This is a genomic window from Caproiciproducens galactitolivorans, assembly GCF_004768785.1.
Classification (GTDB): domain Bacteria; phylum Bacillota; class Clostridia; order Oscillospirales; family Acutalibacteraceae; genus Caproiciproducens; species Caproiciproducens galactitolivorans.
In genome coordinates, this window is record NZ_SRMQ01000006.1 from 93,323 (window position 1) to 108,993 (window position 15,671).

A 15,671-nucleotide genomic window follows, 5' to 3' on the forward strand; every position below is an offset into this window, starting at 1 on the left:
AGGAAAACGCCGCCTGTGAAAAGCAGGCGGCGTAATAAATTATAGTAAAAACATCGAACCGGTTCCCGAATCCGAAGAGAATAAATCGGAAACGCTTGCGGCGGAAGCCATGGACCGCGTGGCGTTCATCTGCAGCTGTGCGGTATATAGCTGTAAGAACAGAAGATAATCGTCATAGGTAAACGCTGTGCTGTTCGCGCCCTGTGAACCGGAGGGCACCGCTGCGGTGGCGGAAGAATCACGCAACAATGTGCCGAGAGCGGACAGGGAATTCATTGTCCCAACGGAATTTAACCCGGCTGTGGAATAGGCGGGAGAATAGCCCATCAGGGAGCTTAGGGCGGACAGGGAATCCGTCTGGCAGGAAATGTCCTCGGCGGAAAGATCCTCCCCGGCGTAGCTCATCACCTTTTTGACATATGCTTGTGTCTCTTTAAACGGAGGAATGCCGCCGTATTTGGCAACATTGCCGCTGCCTGCGTTATATGCGGCAAGCGCAAGCTTTACGTCGCCGTCGTAGCGGGAAATCAAGTCGCTCAGATATTTCGCCCCGCCCATGATATTCTGTTCCGCGTCCAATGGATCTTCCACGCCCAGGGCTTTGGCGGTTGCCGGCATAAGCTGCATAACGCCCTGCGCGCCGCAGCGTGAAACTGCGCTGGCGTCAAATCCGGATTCGGCTTTTGCCACCGCTTTCAGAAGGTTGAGCGGAACATTATATTTTTCAGCGGCAGTTTGGAAAATTTCTTCCATGCTTCCGCTGTCCAGTTTCTTATTATCAATTTTTTTCACCGCGTTTTGCAACAAACCGGAAAAACTGGTTCCTGTGGCTTTTTTTATTCCGGTACTGCTGCGGTTTGAAGGCTGTATTCGGCGGTAAGGATTGGATTCAATACGAGTATTCGTCTGAAACGCCCCCATAAAGTTTTTCTGAATTTTACAACGCTTATTATAACGTATTTCAACAAAAAATGGAAGATATTTTATAAAAATCCTTCAAAAATATTTCGCAAAATAAAATTTGTGACTGTATAGGGCTTGATTTTAATCAAATTGTATATTTGCCGGCCGGATTGGCAGAATATTTTTGAAAAGGAGGTTCGGAAATGACAATATCAAGGAGCGAATATAAAAAAATGGCGGACAAGGCTTCGCCGGGGACAACATACGGAAAGAACCTGTTTTTTGCTTTTCTGGTCGGCGGCGCCATCTGCGTATTGGGGCAGGCGCTGGTAAACTTCTACATGCGGTCGGGCATGGATATCAAGGAGGCGCGCGCGTGGGTTTCCATCACCTTAATCGGCTTGAGTGCGCTGCTGACCGCTTTAAAGGTTTACGACAATATCGCGAAATTCGCCGGGGCGGGCACGCTGGTTCCGATCACAGGATTTGCGAATTCTATTGTGGCGCCCGCCATGGAATTTAAGAGCGAGGGCTATGTGGTTGGCATCGGCGGAAAAATGTTTGTTATAGCGGGGCCGGTTCTGGTTTACAGTACCTCCGCCGCCATCCTGTACGGCCTGATCGTCTGGTTTTTCCATTTGTATTAAGGAGGAATGGCGATGCCTACCCGAATCGGGAAATATACGCTTGAATTAAATAAAAAGCCGGTCATCCTCGGTTACGCCGCTGTGGTTGGGAAGAAGGAAGGAGAAGGCCCGCTTGGGGAATATTTCGACCAGTGCCATAACGATACCAAGCTGGGGGAATCCACTTGGGAAAAAGCGGAAAGCCGCCTGCAAAACGAGGCGGTTCTCTTGGCGTTGAACAAGGCCGGTTTGAAAAATACGGATATCGACTGTATTTTCGCGGGAGACCTGCTCAACCAGTGCATTTCCTCCACTTTCGGGCTGCGGGGATTGAACATTCCGTTTTTAGGGCAGTATGGCGCTTGCTCTACCATGGCGCAGACGCTCGCGATTGCCTCGGTCTTTACCGAATCCGGCGCGGCAGAAAACACCGTTGCGGTTACGTCTTCCCATTTCTGCTCGGCGGAACGGCAGTTCCGTTTTCCTTTGGAATACGGCGGTCAGCGTACGCCGACCGCCCAGTGGACGGCAACCGCAGCGGGCGCAATGGTTATCGGTTCGCCGGAAAAGAAGCAGGAAGGGCAAATTACGGTGGAAGCCCTTTCGTTTGGCCGGATTACGGATTTGGGCATTAAGGACGCGGCAAATATGGGCGCGGCAATGGCGCCTTCGGCTGCACAGACGCTGACGGATTATTTCCATGATACCGGAGATTCCCCGGCGGATTACGATGTGATTCTAACTGGGGATCTCGGCCAAGTGGGCAGCAACCTGCTCCAGCAAATCCTGATGAAAGACAGCATTGACATCAGCGCGGTTCACAACGACTGCGGGCTGATGATTTACGACCGGAAAAAGCAGGATGTCCACGCGGGCGGCTCCGGCTGCGGCTGCTCCGCAGCGGTGCTTTGCTCCTATATCATGCGGCAGATGCTTGAGGGAAAGCTGCACAAGGTGCTTTTTTTGGGCACCGGTGCGCTGATGTCGCCCACTTCGTCCCAGCAGGGGGAATCCATCCCCGGCGTTGCGCATCTGGTGTATTTGAAGGCCTGACAGAAGATTATTTTAGGAAAAAGAAATTTCGCTTTTCCGTCCTGCCCCGTCCCGCCGGCGGGCGCAGCGAATTCTTACAGGACAGAAAAAGCTTAAAACACTATAAAAAATGGCTCCCAAAAAGGGAGCCATCGGATCTTATTCGGCGAGGAACTTTTCAATGGGTGAAATATCTAGCCCTTCGCAGGTCTTTAAGAACGCGTACAGATTTTCCGCAATCTTTTTTACCCCGCCTTTAGAATCGCTTTCGATGTTCAGCGGCATCAGCGGGTCGTGAACGCTTAACCGGAGGAGAAGCCAGCCGTCGCCATTCGCTTTATCGAATGAAATGCGGATGCCCTCAAAATTGTCCGGAGCGATATGCCAGCCGGACTGCTTTTGTGCGTAGTTTTCCAGCGCGCGAATAATCCGTTCGCCGCATTCCCGGAAATTTTCTTCCCGAATCGGGAAGCGCAGTTCCTTCGCTTCCGCCGGCTCCGCCAAAGGCTTCAGAAGGTCCTCCAGCGATTTTCCCTGTGCGCGGAGCTGTGCCGCTTTAATGATGATCTTTGTAACAAGGTATGCGCCGTCATCAAGAAAATAATTTTCGCGCAGGGCGGCGTGGCCGGAGGTTTCAATTGCCAGCGGGCAGTTTACGCCTTCACGGTTCAGCCTTACCGCTTCGTTAATGACGTTTTTATATCCCCGTTTGAAGCGGCGGTGCTTTCCGCCCAGAGCTTTTTCAATATAATCGTGTAGGCCGCTGGAAGTGATGGAGTCCGTTACAACGGTTCCGCCGGGGTTTCCTTCCAGCGCGATTGCGGAAGCGATGGCGACAAGGCGGTTCCGGTTGATTTCGTCGCCTTTCGAGTCCACCGCGCCGCCGCGGTCAACGTCGGTGTCGAAAATCACGCCGAGGTTGGCTTTCGCCGCGACGGTTGCCGCGCAGACGGATTTCATCGCCGTTTCGTTTTCCGGGTTTGGAATATGGTTCGGGAAGCGGCCGTCCGGCTCCAGAAACTGGCTTCCGGCCGTATCCGCGCCGAGCGGGGCGAGCACGTCGCGCGCATAAAACCCGCCGGCGCCGTTGCCCGCGTCAACCACAATTTTGAACCCCTTCAGCGGATGATCGTAATCCGCGGAGCGGACGCCCTGCTTGATAAGTTCGCGCAGGTGCGCGCTGTACTGCTCCATATAATTCACCGCTTTTACTTCGCCCTTGCCGGGAGCGGGCTGTTCCCCGTTCTGAGCGGAAAGCAGGATGCGCTCGATGTCGGGCGCGTCAAGCCCGCCGTTGCGGGTGAAGAATTTTAGGCCGTTTCGGTTGAACGGGTGATGGCTTGCCGTAATCTGAACCGAACCGTCGCAGGCAAGGTCCACCGTCGTCATGAACATGGACGGTGTGGAGGCAAGCCCGCAGTCCAGAACCGACACGCCCGCCGCCGTCAGCGAGCGTGTGACAGCGGCCTGTATCCGGTCCGCCGAAATGCGTGAATCATGCCCGACGGCGATGGTTAAATGGGACGGATCTTTTTTTAGGGTATCGGAAAGCCAGAGCACAAAGGCCGATGCGATTTTTTCAATGACTTCGTCGGTCAGGTTGATTTCTTCGCCCGGAACCCCGTCGCAGGCAACGCCCCGGATGTCCGTACCGCTTTTAAATTGTTTCCAAAATGCCGTAAGCATGGAATTTATCCCCTTTTGTTTTTTCTTTTTATTATAAGCGAACAGTTGGGATTTGTAAACGAGGTGATCGATATCGACCCGTTGATTGCAATTGAGAATGTTTCAAAAATTTACCGCAGGGGGGACAGCGAAGTCCGCGCACTAGACAATGTTTCCCTTTCCGTCCGGCCGGGGGAGTTTGTGGCGATTGTCGGCCGTTCCGGCTCGGGAAAATCGACCTTGATGAACATACTGGGCTGCCTGGACACTCCCACAAGCGGAGATTATTTTTTGAAGGGGGAAAACGTAGCCGGGCTGAGTGAAAAGAAGCTGGCAGACATCCGCAGCCGGGAATTGGGCTTCGTATTTCAGGGATTTAACCTAATTAGCGCAATGGACGCGCTTGAGAATGTGGAGCTGCCGCTTTTTTACCGCAGGGTTCCCGCGGCGCAGCGGCGCAGGCTGGCTTTGAACGCGCTGAAGAGGGTAGGCCTTTCCGAGCGGATCCATCACATGCCCGACCAGATGAGCGGCGGACAACAGCAAAGGGTGGCCATTGCGCGCGCAATCGCGGCAGAGCCACCCCTTATCCTTGCGGATGAGCCGACCGGAAATTTGGATTCAAAGTCCGGCGAGGCTGTGATGCAGATGTTTTTTTCCCTTCATAAGCAGGGAACGACGGTTATTCTGATAACCCACGATAATAAAATAGCCGCCTCTGCTGAACGTGTCGTTCAAATACAGGACGGGCGCATGGTACAATGAAATTCACCGTATGTATTAATCCTCAAATTTTTCATCCCGAATCGTGCTCTCAAAACGCGGGAGAAGTTCGCTGCAATGCTTCAAATGTGAAAAACAGTATTCATACATTTTGCTTATGGCATGAATCTGCGCTTCACGGCTGATCCCGGTAACATCCTTGCGAGGCATGAAATACAGGTACATCGGTAGGCAACCGTCGTCCGTAGGCTGCAGATAATGCGCATGAAGCCGGTGTGCGCCCAGGTTTTTATAAAACTTGATACGCCGCTTCTGGTTTTTCGCCAGAGCCGGGTCGGAATTTGATACATGCTCCACCGAAAAGAGAAGGCCTTCATAGGGGCCACAGTACTTGTCGAGAATTGCCTGAATGAATCCGGTGCCATAGTTCAGGCATTGGAATTCCTTACGGATAGCCAGATAGTCGCCCCACAGCAAATTGCTGTCCTCCACTTTGTAAATCAGAGCATAACCGACTGTTTTATAGTCAGAAAGACGCCGGTACTTCAGAAGCTTATACCTGCCCTTTTCCATTAGCTCCAAAATTTTATCATACTTTAACAATTCACAAGGGGGGAACTGCTGTTCCATATCCTTGTAAATTGAGGACAGATTTGAGGCGTCGCCCAATACAATCGAGGCGCCCGTTTCGAAACTCATTTTAATATCCCCTATCTTTTTTATAGTATTAGAATTATTATACCATATCCAACCATATTTAAGCAAGCCGGCGGGAAAGCGGGTTCGAAAGCGCCGTTTTCCGATGCTTTCTTCAGGCGTTCCGGAAGTTTTCCTTTCATACCCGAGCAGAAAAATGATTGACAAACAGATTTTGAATGTTATAATGAGGTTGGAATAAGTAAAATTGAATAATTAGGGGAGGTAGATTCGTAATGATGCCAGCGCTACAGCTTCATGATGTGGATGTTCCCGCGTTTTTAAAGGTGCTTGACGAATGTGAGGGGAATGTCTTTCTTGTAACGCGTGATGGAAACCACCTTAACCTGAAAAGCAAGCTTTGCCAGCTTGTCGGACTTACGCAGCTGATTGAGGGAGGAAAGATTGCGGAAGCTTACATCGTCTGCGAAAAGCCGGAGGATGATTCAAGGCTGTTCCGTTTCAACCTTTACGGGAAAGACGATAAATAAAAAAAGCCGCCCGGACGGGCGGCTTTTTTGTGGTATCAGGAGGAATGTTTTTGTTACGGGGAAATCGGAAATTCACTTCTTTTTTGGCGGTGCTGTCCGCATTTTTGATGGCTTTCGCGCTGAACGGGTGCGATGCGCGGAAGGCAATGCAGGCAGGGCTGCAAAGCGCGCAGCCCGAATCGTTCGCCGCACAGGGCGAAAATACGGATACGCTGGTTTACTACCTCGACGTTGGGCAGGGGGACAGCGAGCTGATCCGGCTGGCGTCGGGAAAAACGGTGCTTATCGACGCGGGTACGCCAGATACCGCGGACGCGCTATGCGACATGCTGGAAAAGCTCGGCGTTTCAAAAATCGATATCCTGATCGCGACGCATCCGCATGCCGACCATATCGGCGGCATGGCGAAGGTGGTCGGCCGCTTTCCGATCGGGGAAATTTATATGCCGCGGATTCCGGATAAACAGGTGCCCACTACGGCTACCTATGAAAAGCTGCTGACGGCGATTGACAGCAAAGGCATGAAAGTTACAGAAGGGAAGGCGGGTATGACGGTTTTGGACGCCGACGGGGAAAAGCTTGAATTTCTGGCGCCGAATTCCAAGAAATACACCGACCTGAACAATTATTCCATTGTTGCCCTGCTGACCTGTGGGGAAAAACGTTTCCTGTTCATGGGGGATGCGCAGACGGACAGCGAAAAGGAGATTTTGAAAAAGGAAACAAAACTGAACTGCGACGTCCTCAAATGCGGGCATCACGGAAGCTCCACTTCGACTTCCGCAGCCTTTCTGAAAGCGGCGGCCCCGCAGTCCGCGGTGATTTCCTGCGGAGTAAACAACGACTACGGGCATCCGGATAAAAAAACCGTCGCAAGGCTGCAAAAGGCCGGCGTTATGATCTATCGCACCGATCGGCAGAAAACAATCCTCGCCCGCTGCGACGGAAAAACCGTTCAGTTTGAAACCGGGCTGGCATCCGTGGCGCAATCTTAAACGGGATGCCGGTACCGCCGCCCGGGCTGTATGTTCCTAATCTGCCGCGCATTGCGGAAATCGCGGCAAAGAATGAAATATACTTTCAAAGAAGCGGCTCCCTTGGCAGGGGAGCCGCTTCTTCTATCGTGTTTATTTTTCTTCGTTAAAGAACTTTTCCCAATCGAAATTGCTTTCGCTTACCGGCTTTGCCTGCGCTTTCGGAAGGGGTCCTTTTTTGGTTTCCGCCGTCTGTCTCCTCTGTTGCAATACTTCCTGCGGAATCGGAATTGTTTCATCCTGATCGCTGACAGCCGGTGTTTGAACGGTCTTTATCCCAGAAGCAGCGGGCGCCTTTGCGGAGGAACTGCTGATATCCGGAAATACCTGCGTATTGGCTGCGGCGCTGTCACCGTGAGGCTGGCCGTCGCTATAAGAGCTGATGTCTATAAATTCCGTCGGTTCATCGTCGCTGCTTTGGTGTAAGCGGCCGGGAATACTGGCTTTCCGTATGCCGCTTGGGCCGGAGAAGAACTGCAGATACACAAATAGGCCCATACCGCACAGGGAAAGCACGATCAGAACAATTCCCAGAATCATTAGCCAGGAAACGCCGCCGACTCCGGACGACCCGGTGCTGCTGCTCGTGGTGCCCGCGGCTGCCGCTAAGCTGCTGCTGTCGGAAGGAGAACTGGAGCCGGAAAGAAGCTCACTCCAGTCCTGGGACGAAAGTACGCCCGGGTTGCTGATCGTCTGCGCCGCGCGGGAAGCGGCTTCCTCGATTTTTTGATTATGGGTGTCCACTTTGTGGCTGAATTGGGGCTTTTCATCGATGACGGTTTTTTTACTGGAATTATTATTGCTGTACGGTTTGGACGACTCGTTTTCAGCCGGCTTGGAGGTTTCTTCCGGTTTCGGGGTTTCCTCCGGCTTTGAAGTTTCTTCCGGCTTCGAGGTTACGTCGGGGTTTGGATTTTCTTCACCGTTTCCCGTTTCCCCGTTGCTGGTGTTTCCTTTCGACGGGGGATCAACGGCCGTCTGCGGCGGCGGAGTGACCGCGCCGGGGTCTTCCTGCGCAAAGGCGGTGATGGAAAACATACTGACTGCAAAGAGTAGGGTCAGGAAAACAGCAAGAAATCTTTTTGATTTGATTTTCATAATTTATATATATCCCCTTAAAATGCAGATTACAGATTTAAGCTTATCATATCATATTACATATGATCAGTTCAACTGTGAATTATCTGTTAAATTTTCATATTCGGAAATCTGTGGCTTTAAAATTGAAGTTCGCAATGCTATAATGAAATTGATTAGAATGAGAAATTTTATTTCTGGGGAGTGCAATTATGGGCGTTACGATCAGCGCGGATAGTGCCTGTGACTTGTTTCCGGATTTATATAAACAATATTCTATTGAAATCGTCCCTCTTTATATTACGGTAGATGGGAAAACCTATCGCGACGTATTTGAAATCGGACCGGATGAGCTTTTCGCCAATTATGAAAAAACACATTCCCTCCCAAAGACTTCCGCCCCCGCCCCGCTCGATTTTTTTGAGCTTTTCAAACGGGAAACGGACGCGGGAAACGACGTGGTGCATATTGCGATGAATTCGAAGTTTTCCTCGTCGTACCAGAACGCGAAAATCGCTGCAAAGGAATTTCAGAACGTTTATGTGGTGGATACCTTCACTCTAAGCTCCGCGCAGGGCATTTTGGTGCTGAAAGCCGCAGACATGCGCGACGCGGGGAAATCTGCGAAGGAAATCTACGACCAGATCGAAATTGATAAAACAAAAATATGCACAAATGTGCTTCTGGATACGCTGGATTACGCTTACCGGGGCGGCAGGGCGACCATGCTGCAGATGTTCGGGGCAAACCTTCTGAAGCTGCGCCCCTGCCTGCTTCTCGACACCCACGGTGTGCTTACGGTTCGCCGGAAGTTCCGGGGGAATTTTCCGCAGGTCTGTAAGGAATATATCCGCTATATACTGGATATGCCGAACGCAGACGGCGAACGCGCCTTCGTTTCCACAACGGGTATGGATCAAGTGCTTTTCGACAGCCTTGTGCAAATGGTGCGCGACAGCGGAAAGTTCAGGGAAGTCCTTACCTCCCGCGCCGGGTGCAGCATGACCGTACATACCGGACCAAACACTTTGGTCTTGTTTTATAAAGAAAAGTAGAAAATGATTTTCGAAAAAGCCGTTCAGCAGGAATTGCCGGACAGCTTTTATTTGTATATAGGCCGTTTTCTCTTGCCCCTGCCTTCGGTATTCAAAAGTACCGGCAGGAGATGGCGAAGCCGTTCCCTTCGAGTGGAAAATTTCCTGCGCCCACAGGTGTCCCCAAGGGCCTTGTGATTTTCATGGGCGAGCGCCCTGCGCTAGCCTTCTGAAGGAGCGGCGTTGTCCGTAAGGATGTCGCGCACAAGCTCCTCAAGCTGTGACCAGGTTTCTAGTGTGCCCGCGCGGCGGCGGTAGGAGGCGGCATTCTTCATCCCCTTTAGGTACCAGCCCACCTGTTTCCGCGCTTCGTTCATGGCGCGGCGTTCCCCTTTATACGCGCACATCAGCCGGATATGCTCCAGCATAACCCGCATGCGCTCGTTCAATCCGGGTGGGGGAAAAAGCCGGGGGGGATCCGATAAGTAGGCGTTGATCTGTGCGAAAATCCATGGGTTCCCGAGCGCTGCCCGCCCGACCATCACCGCGTCGCAGCCGGTTTGTTCCAGCAACTGCGCGGCGGTTTGTGCGGAAACGACGTCGCCGTTGCCGATAACCGGGATTTTAACCGCCTGCTTCACCTGGCGGATAATCTCCCAGTCCGCTTCCGGGGCGTACATCTGCTCGCGCGTGCGCCCGTGGATTGTAATTGCGTCGGCTCCCGCAGCCTCGCAGATTTTTGCAACCTCTAAGGCATTCACGCTTTTCCTGTCCCAGCCCTTTCGAATTTTCACCGTAACCGGAACCGGCACGGCATTTTTCACCGCCGCCACGATTTCCCCGCACAGCGGCGGGTTTTTCATTAACGCGCTGCCGGCGCCGTTGCAGCTGACCTTGGGAGCGGGGCAGCCCATGTTGATATCGATGACGTCGGGGGCGTATTCCATTGCTATTTTTGCGGCTTCAGCCATAACCGCAGGTTCGCTCCCGAAAAGCTGGATGCCCGCGGGGCGTTCCGCGTCGCTCAGTATCATCAGCGCACTAGTCTTATTGTCATGAAACTGAAGCCCCTTGGAACTGACCATTTCGCTTACGACATAGGCTGCGCCGAACCGTACGCAGGTTTCGCGGAACGCCCGGTCCGCCACGCCGGCCATCGGCGCGAGAACCGCGTACCCGTCTATTTGTAAATTTCCGATTTTCATTGGATTACCATTCCTGTTTTCATTATTCATTTGGCCCTTTTTCTTCAAAATGGTCTGCTGCCTTTAAAATGCAACCGGATATCCATCCGTTCGGCAAAACCGCGTTCATTATAACACTTATTTTTTTCTTTGAAAAGTGATATAATAGTGCAATACATATGGGAAAAATCCCAGAAGAAGGAATACATCGCCTGAAAGGGAGAACAATATGAAGCTGCTTGTACTTGACGGAAACAGCATTTTAAACCGTGCCTTTTACGGCATCCGCCTTTTAACCACGAAGGAGGGCCTTTTTACCAACGGTATTTACGGTTTTCTGACGATGCTGCAAAAACTGAAAAACGATACCAACCCCGACGCGGTTGCCATTGCGTTTGACCTGCGCGCTCCTACCTTCCGCCACAAGGAATACACGGGCTATAAGGCGCAGCGCAAGGGGATGCCCGAGGAGCTTGCCCAGCAGCTTCCGAACCTGAAAGAGCTTTTGCGGCTTCTGGGATACCGCTTGCTGGAATGCGAGGGTTTTGAAGCCGACGATATTCTCGGCACGCTCGCAAAAAAATGCGAGGAAACCGGGGACGAATGCATTCTTGCGACCGGGGATCGCGACAGCCTACAGCTTGTGGGACCCCATGTCACCGTCCGCCTTGCGGCCACGAAATTCGGCCAGCCGCAGGTTACCGTGTATGACGAAGCCAAAATCATGGAGGATTACGGAGTTACACCGAAGCAGCTGATCGACATTAAGGCGATTCAAGGCGATACCTCCGACAATATCCCCGGCGTGCCGGGTATCGGCCCGAAGGGTGCGGGGGAGCTGATTCAGAAATACCACGATCTGGATACGATTTATAAAAACATTGATACGCTGGATATCCGGGAAAGCATGCGGCAGAAGCTGATTCAGCACAAGGAGACGGCTTACCTGAGCCGCCGGCTTGGAACCATCTGCACCAGCGCGCCCATCGATACGGAAATCGCGCATTATGTTTGCGCCCCGTGCGATAACGACGCTGCCGTCCGCCTGATGGCGAAGCTGGAATTCTTTTCGCTGATTGACAAAATGGGTTTGCGCGCCCCTGCGGTGCCCGCGGAGGTAACAGCCGGAGAATTGGTTCGTGTTGCTGAACATACGGACACCGCGGAGCTTTTAAAGGCCCTGCAAAAAGCGGGCCGGGCTGACTTTATCGCCGATTATCCGGACGGAGTCCTCCGCCTTGCCGTCAATTTCCGGAATCAAATCCACAGGATTGATGATTTGAAATTTATTAAAGCCCTCTGCGCGGACGAAAAAATCAAAAAGAACACCCACGATATCAAGCCGCTTTACGCGAAGCTGGACGCGTTGGGCGTGCCGCTGCGCAATGCCGAGATGGACACCATGCTGGCGGCGTACCTTTTAAACCCGTCCGCTTCCGGCTACGAACCGGCGCGTCTCGCACAGGAATACGGCATCCCGCTGCCGGAGCAGGGGGAGCTTGCCGCCGCCGCAGTACTGCCCGCTTTAACGGACAAGCTGGTGGAAGAAATAGCGAAAAAGAACCAGACGGAGCTTCTGGATAAAATCGAAATGCCGCTCGCCGCGGTGCTTGCGCGCATGGAAAACATCGGTTTCGCGGTGGACGCTGAAGGCATACAGGCTTATGGAGACGTGCTGCAAAAGCAGATCGACGAAATCCAGTCGCAGATTTATGAGGCAGTCGGTTATGAATTTAATATCAATTCCCCCAAGCAGCTCGGCGAAGCGCTGTTTGTAAAGCTGGGGCTGAGCCACGGGAAAAAGACCAAAAGCGGGTATTCCACAGCGGCGGGGATTTTGGAAAACCTGCGCTACGAGCATCCTGCGGTGGAGCTTGTGCTGAACTACCGCAGCATGGCCAAGCTGAAATCCACCTACTGCGAAGGGCTTTTGAAGGTCGTCGCGCCGGACGGGCGAATCCATTCCAGCTTTAACCAGACGGAAACACGGACGGGCCGTATCAGCTCGACCGAGCCGAATTTGCAGAATATCCCCGTGCGGACGGAGCTTGGACGCGAAATGCGGCGGTTCTTCGTTGCGCGCAAGGGCTGGGTGCTGGTGGATGCGGATTACTCCCAGATTGAGCTGCGCGTTCTGGCGCATGTGGCAAATGACCGAAATATGATACAGGCATTCCTGAATAACGACGATATTCACCGGAGCACGGCGGCGCAGGTGTTCCATATGCCGGAGGATATGGTTACGCCGATCATGCGCAGCCGCGCAAAGGCGGTCAATTTCGGTATTGTCTACGGCATCAGCGCGTTTTCGCTGGCCAAGGATATCGGCGTTACGCGCAAGGAAGCCGACACCTATATTAGGGATTACCTTTCCCATTATTCGGGAATTAATGAATATATGAAGCGCGTCGTTGCCGAAGCGAAGGAAAACGGCTACGCGGAAACCATGTTCGGCCGCCGCCGCTACCTGCCCGAGCTGACCTCCAGCAATTTCAATATGCGTTCGTTCGGCGAGCGTGTGGCGCGCAATATGCCGATTCAGGGCGCCGCCGCCGACATTATTAAAATCGCCATGATCCGCGTGGAAAACCGTTTGCAAAAAGAAAATATGAAGTCCCGCCTGATTTTACAGGTTCACGACGAGCTGATTGTAGAAGCGCCGCAGGACGAAGCGGAAAAGGCCGCGAAAATCCTGACGGAGGAAATGCAGAGCGCCGCGAGCCTTTCCGTGCCGCTGGTGGCGGAAGCGAAAATCGGCAGGACTTGGTACGAGGCGAAGGCATGACGGTATTTTCCTGCCCGGTCTGCGGCGAACGGCTTGATAAGAAAGAGAAAACCTATGCCTGCCCCAAAGGGCACAGCTACGATATTGCCGCAGAGGGCTATGTCCATCTTCTGCCGCCAAACCGGATGCACTCCAAGTCCCCCGGCGACAACAAGCAGATGGTCGCGGCCCGCCGCCGCTTTCTGGAAGCGGGGTATTACCGGATTTTCAGCGATAAGCTGAACGAACTGGTTCATCGGTACGCGGGGTTGTCCCCGGTGCTTTTGGACGCGGGTTGCGGCGAGGGGTACTACACCGGTAGGCTTTTCGAAAGCCTACAGAGCCATGGCGGTACGCCGCGGATATTCGGCTTTGATATCTCAAAATGTGCGGTGAAAGCCGCCGCGAAAAAATATAAGGAAATCTCGTTTGCCGTCGGAAGCATTTTCGGGATTCCGGTTGCCGACGGGGCCGTTGACTGCGTAACAGATATTTTTGCACCGATTGTGGAAGACGAGCTTTTCCGCGTGTTAAAGCCCGGAGGAACGCTCATTCTGGCGGTGCCGGGGCGCAGACATCTGTTCGGGTTAAAGGAAATCCTGTACGATGCGCCGTACGAAAACGAATACCGGGAAACCGAATACGCTGGTTTTTCCTTTGTGGAGCGCGTGCCTGTGGAAGGGGATATTCGCTTAGAAAACAACGAAACCATGATGAACTTATTTATGATGACGCCGTACTATTACAAAACCGGCGTGGAAGGCGGCGAACGCCTGCGAAGGGCCGCTGTTCTGGAAACCCATATTGAATTCGACTTTTTAATTTATAAAAAGGTGGGATAGCTGTGCGGGAACGGAAACGGAAGCAAATCGAAAATACCGTTTTCCTCATTCTGATTACAGGGATTGCCATGCTGACGCGCCTGCCGCTGTTCCCGTTCGAGTCGTGCGACTATTATCAGTTTTTACGGGATTGGTACGCCGCGCTGCAGAGCAACGGCGGCTTTGCAGCTGTTGGCATGAGCATCGGGGACTATATGCCGACGTATCTGTACCTTCTTGCCGGCATGACGTATCTGCCGCTTTCCGATCTGGCGGGGATTAAACTGGTTTCCTGTATTGCGGACTTTCTTCTGGCGTATTTCGTGAGGAAGATCGTCAACCTTCACTTTGGGAAAGATGCGTATGGCACAGCCGCTTACGCCGTCATCCTGTTCCTGCCGAGCGTGGTGCTGAATTCCGCGGCATGGGGGCAGTGTGACGCCATATTCACCGCGGCGCTTGCTGCTACCGTTTATTTTCTGATGACGGGGAAGGAAGCGTGCGCCGTAACAGCGTTCGCAGTATCGTTTGTGTTTAAATTGCAGGCGGTGTTCCTGGCTCCGTTCCTTTTCCTGCTGTTCCTGAAACGGCAGATCCGGTTGCGGACGTTCGCTATTATCCCGCTGGTTTACGGGCTTTCCATCCTTCCGGCAGCGCTCTGCGGGCGCAATCTTTGGGAACTGCTTACGGTGTATATCTCCCTGTCCGGAAAGTACAAGATGGTCTCCATGTATCTGCCGAACCTGTACACATGGTTTCCGGAGCATACGCCGGAGTACATTGGCACCGCGGGGGTGTTTTTTGCCGGCGGGCTGGTGTTGCTGTCCCTGTTCTGCCTTTTTAAAGGGCAGTTTGCGTTTACGGATGAAATCCTGCTTACGCTGGCTCTCTTTTACGCTTTGTTCGTGCCGTTCGTCCTGCCGCATATGCATGAGCGGTATTATTATCCGGCGGATATCCTGTCGGTTGCGTACGGCTTTTACTTCCCGGAAAAATTTTATGTCCCCGTGTTAACGGTGTTGAGTTCCACCTATGTGGTGTGCCACAACCTTTTCCAAACGGATTTTCTCAGCGTGCAGTTCCTGTCCCTTGTCATGCTGTTCGTGGTGGTTGCGGTGGCAAGGCACCTGTACCTGCAAATTAAAGCGGAAGAGCCGGGGAGGTTTTATGTGCAAGTTTGAAATTGTACCAATGAAAGAGGAACACATCGACTCGCTTGCCCAGATCGAGGCGCTTTGCTTTTCCGATCCGTGGACGCGCGCCGGGCTTCAGGCGGAGCTTTCGAGCGGTACCGCATGCTATGCCGTCGCCCTTTTTCAGGGGAACCCCGTCGGCTGCGCCGGAATGCAGTACGTCTGTGGGGAATGCTATATCGACAAGGTCTGCGTCCATCCGGATTACCGGCGGCAGGGCGCGGCGCAGGCGCTGGTTCGTTCCTTAATGGACTATGCGGTAAGGAACAATGCGGAGTTTATCACCTTGGAAGTGCGACAGGGGAACGCCCCCGCAATCGCACTTTACGAAAAGCTCGGTTTTGCCCCGGCGGGAATCCGGAAAAGGTTTTATTCCCATCCAACGGAGGATGCCGTTCTGATGACAAAGTATTTTAAATAGATAAATT

The 15,671-nt window shown here is 52.8% G+C and carries 15 protein-coding genes; 10 read left to right on the forward strand and 5 right to left on the reverse strand.

The genetic code is table 11. From position 1 onward, the window contains the following. Positions 1-39 precede the first annotated feature (39 nt). On the reverse strand, positions 40-921 hold the full coding sequence (locus CAGA_RS07795; RefSeq protein WP_135659542.1) for a lytic transglycosylase domain-containing protein: 882 nt from the start codon (positions 919-921) through the stop codon (positions 40-42). A 185-nt stretch (positions 922-1,106) separates the two neighbouring features. Between CAGA_RS07795 and CAGA_RS07800 the strand changes: the two genes are divergently transcribed. Both CAGA_RS07800 and spoVAD read left to right on the forward strand, forming a co-directional pair. Continuing rightward, positions 1,107-1,550 (forward strand): SpoVA/SpoVAEb family sporulation membrane protein, encoded by a 444-nt coding sequence (locus CAGA_RS07800; RefSeq protein WP_135659544.1) that lies wholly within the window; start codon positions 1,107-1,109, stop codon positions 1,548-1,550. A 12-nt stretch (positions 1,551-1,562) separates the two neighbouring features. Beyond that, a complete protein-coding gene (gene spoVAD, locus CAGA_RS07805) occupies positions 1,563-2,582 on the forward strand; it encodes a stage V sporulation protein AD (RefSeq protein WP_135659546.1) in 1,020 nt (339 codons plus the stop codon). Positions 2,583-2,720: 138 nt separating this feature from the next. On the opposite strand, the gene CAGA_RS07810 is transcribed toward spoVAD, so the two are convergent. Continuing rightward, positions 2,721-4,247 carry a phosphohexomutase domain-containing protein gene (locus tag CAGA_RS07810; protein WP_135659548.1) on the reverse strand — a complete coding sequence of 509 codons (1,527 nt, stop codon included), beginning with the start codon at positions 4,245-4,247 and terminating at the stop codon, positions 2,721-2,723. A 72-nt stretch (positions 4,248-4,319) separates the two neighbouring features. On the opposite strand from CAGA_RS07810, the gene CAGA_RS07815 reads away from it, so the two are divergent. After that, complete coding sequence (locus CAGA_RS07815; RefSeq protein ID WP_243112989.1) at positions 4,320-4,991, forward strand: ABC transporter ATP-binding protein; 672 nt, start codon at positions 4,320-4,322, stop codon at positions 4,989-4,991. Between the two features lie 15 nt (positions 4,992-5,006). On the opposite strand, the gene CAGA_RS07820 is transcribed toward CAGA_RS07815, so the two are convergent. Further along, positions 5,007-5,648 carry a hypothetical protein gene (locus CAGA_RS07820; protein WP_135659550.1) on the reverse strand — a complete coding sequence of 214 codons (642 nt, stop codon included), beginning with the start codon at positions 5,646-5,648 and terminating at the stop codon, positions 5,007-5,009. Positions 5,649-5,881: 233 nt separating this feature from the next. Between CAGA_RS07820 and CAGA_RS07825 the strand changes: the two genes are divergently transcribed. Next, entirely contained in the window at positions 5,882-6,136 is a 255-nt protein-coding gene (locus CAGA_RS07825) for a hypothetical protein (protein ID WP_135659552.1), read from the forward strand. A gap of 44 nt (positions 6,137-6,180) precedes the next feature. Next, positions 6,181-7,131, forward strand: a complete 951-nt coding sequence (locus CAGA_RS07830) for a ComEC/Rec2 family competence protein (RefSeq protein WP_135659554.1) — start codon at positions 6,181-6,183, stop codon at positions 7,129-7,131. Positions 7,132-7,263: 132 nt separating this feature from the next. On the opposite strand, the gene CAGA_RS07835 is transcribed toward CAGA_RS07830, so the two are convergent. Next, on the reverse strand, positions 7,264-8,268 hold the full coding sequence (locus CAGA_RS07835; protein WP_135659556.1) for a hypothetical protein: 1,005 nt from the start codon (positions 8,266-8,268) through the stop codon (positions 7,264-7,266). Positions 8,269-8,459: 191 nt separating this feature from the next. On the opposite strand from CAGA_RS07835, the gene CAGA_RS07840 reads away from it, so the two are divergent. Continuing rightward, positions 8,460-9,302 carry a DegV family protein gene (locus tag CAGA_RS07840; RefSeq protein ID WP_135659558.1) on the forward strand — a complete coding sequence of 281 codons (843 nt, stop codon included), beginning with the start codon at positions 8,460-8,462 and terminating at the stop codon, positions 9,300-9,302. 200 nt (positions 9,303-9,502) lie between these two features. Here CAGA_RS07840 and dusB read toward each other — a convergent pair whose 3' ends face one another. Next, the gene (gene dusB, locus CAGA_RS07845; RefSeq protein WP_135659559.1) at positions 9,503-10,486 is read right to left on the reverse strand and encodes a tRNA dihydrouridine synthase DusB; all 984 of its coding nucleotides are present in this window, start codon (positions 10,484-10,486) and stop codon (positions 9,503-9,505) included. Positions 10,487-10,694: 208 nt separating this feature from the next. Between dusB and polA the strand changes: the two genes are divergently transcribed. From polA to rimI, 4 genes are read left to right on the forward strand one after another with little or no spacing between them, the layout of a single operon-like run. Further along, on the forward strand, positions 10,695-13,250 hold the full coding sequence (gene polA, locus CAGA_RS07850) for a DNA polymerase I (protein WP_135659562.1): 2,556 nt from the start codon (positions 10,695-10,697) through the stop codon (positions 13,248-13,250). Further along, complete coding sequence (locus tag CAGA_RS07855; protein WP_135659564.1) at positions 13,247-14,071, forward strand: putative RNA methyltransferase; 825 nt, start codon at positions 13,247-13,249, stop codon at positions 14,069-14,071. The genes polA and CAGA_RS07855 overlap by 4 nt, the downstream gene beginning before the upstream one ends. 2 nt (positions 14,072-14,073) lie before the next feature. Beyond that, on the forward strand, positions 14,074-15,231 hold the full coding sequence (locus CAGA_RS12655; protein WP_167875182.1) for a glycosyltransferase family 39 protein: 1,158 nt from the start codon (positions 14,074-14,076) through the stop codon (positions 15,229-15,231). Then, positions 15,218-15,664 carry a ribosomal protein S18-alanine N-acetyltransferase gene (gene rimI / locus CAGA_RS07860; RefSeq protein WP_167875183.1) on the forward strand — a complete coding sequence of 149 codons (447 nt, stop codon included), beginning with the start codon at positions 15,218-15,220 and terminating at the stop codon, positions 15,662-15,664. Before CAGA_RS12655 ends, rimI begins: the two co-directional genes overlap by 14 nt. The last annotated feature ends 7 nt before the right edge of the window (positions 15,665-15,671 follow it).

Excerpts from the sequence above, each read along its gene's own strand:
- CAGA_RS07795 (WP_135659542.1), bottom strand. The coding sequence starts at position 921 with ATGGGGGCGTTTCAGACGAATACTCGTATTGAATCCAATCCTTACCGC.
- CAGA_RS07800 (WP_135659544.1), top strand. The coding sequence starts at position 1,107 with ATGACAATATCAAGGAGCGAATATAAAAAAATGGCGGACAAGGCTTCG.
- spoVAD (WP_135659546.1), top strand. The coding sequence starts at position 1,563 with ATGCCTACCCGAATCGGGAAATATACGCTTGAATTAAATAAAAAGCCG.
- CAGA_RS07810 (WP_135659548.1), bottom strand. The coding sequence starts at position 4,247 with ATGCTTACGGCATTTTGGAAACAATTTAAAAGCGGTACGGACATCCGG.
- CAGA_RS07820 (WP_135659550.1), bottom strand. The coding sequence starts at position 5,648 with ATGAGTTTCGAAACGGGCGCCTCGATTGTATTGGGCGACGCCTCAAAT.
- CAGA_RS07825 (WP_135659552.1), top strand. The coding sequence starts at position 5,882 with ATGATGCCAGCGCTACAGCTTCATGATGTGGATGTTCCCGCGTTTTTA.
- CAGA_RS07830 (WP_135659554.1), top strand. The coding sequence starts at position 6,181 with ATGTTTTTGTTACGGGGAAATCGGAAATTCACTTCTTTTTTGGCGGTG.
- CAGA_RS07835 (WP_135659556.1), bottom strand. The coding sequence starts at position 8,268 with ATGAAAATCAAATCAAAAAGATTTCTTGCTGTTTTCCTGACCCTACTC.
- CAGA_RS07840 (WP_135659558.1), top strand. The coding sequence starts at position 8,460 with ATGGGCGTTACGATCAGCGCGGATAGTGCCTGTGACTTGTTTCCGGAT.
- dusB (WP_135659559.1), bottom strand. The coding sequence starts at position 10,486 with ATGAAAATCGGAAATTTACAAATAGACGGGTACGCGGTTCTCGCGCCG.
- polA (WP_135659562.1), top strand. The coding sequence starts at position 10,695 with ATGAAGCTGCTTGTACTTGACGGAAACAGCATTTTAAACCGTGCCTTT.
- CAGA_RS07855 (WP_135659564.1), top strand. The coding sequence starts at position 13,247 with ATGACGGTATTTTCCTGCCCGGTCTGCGGCGAACGGCTTGATAAGAAA.
- rimI (WP_167875183.1), top strand. The coding sequence starts at position 15,218 with ATGTGCAAGTTTGAAATTGTACCAATGAAAGAGGAACACATCGACTCG.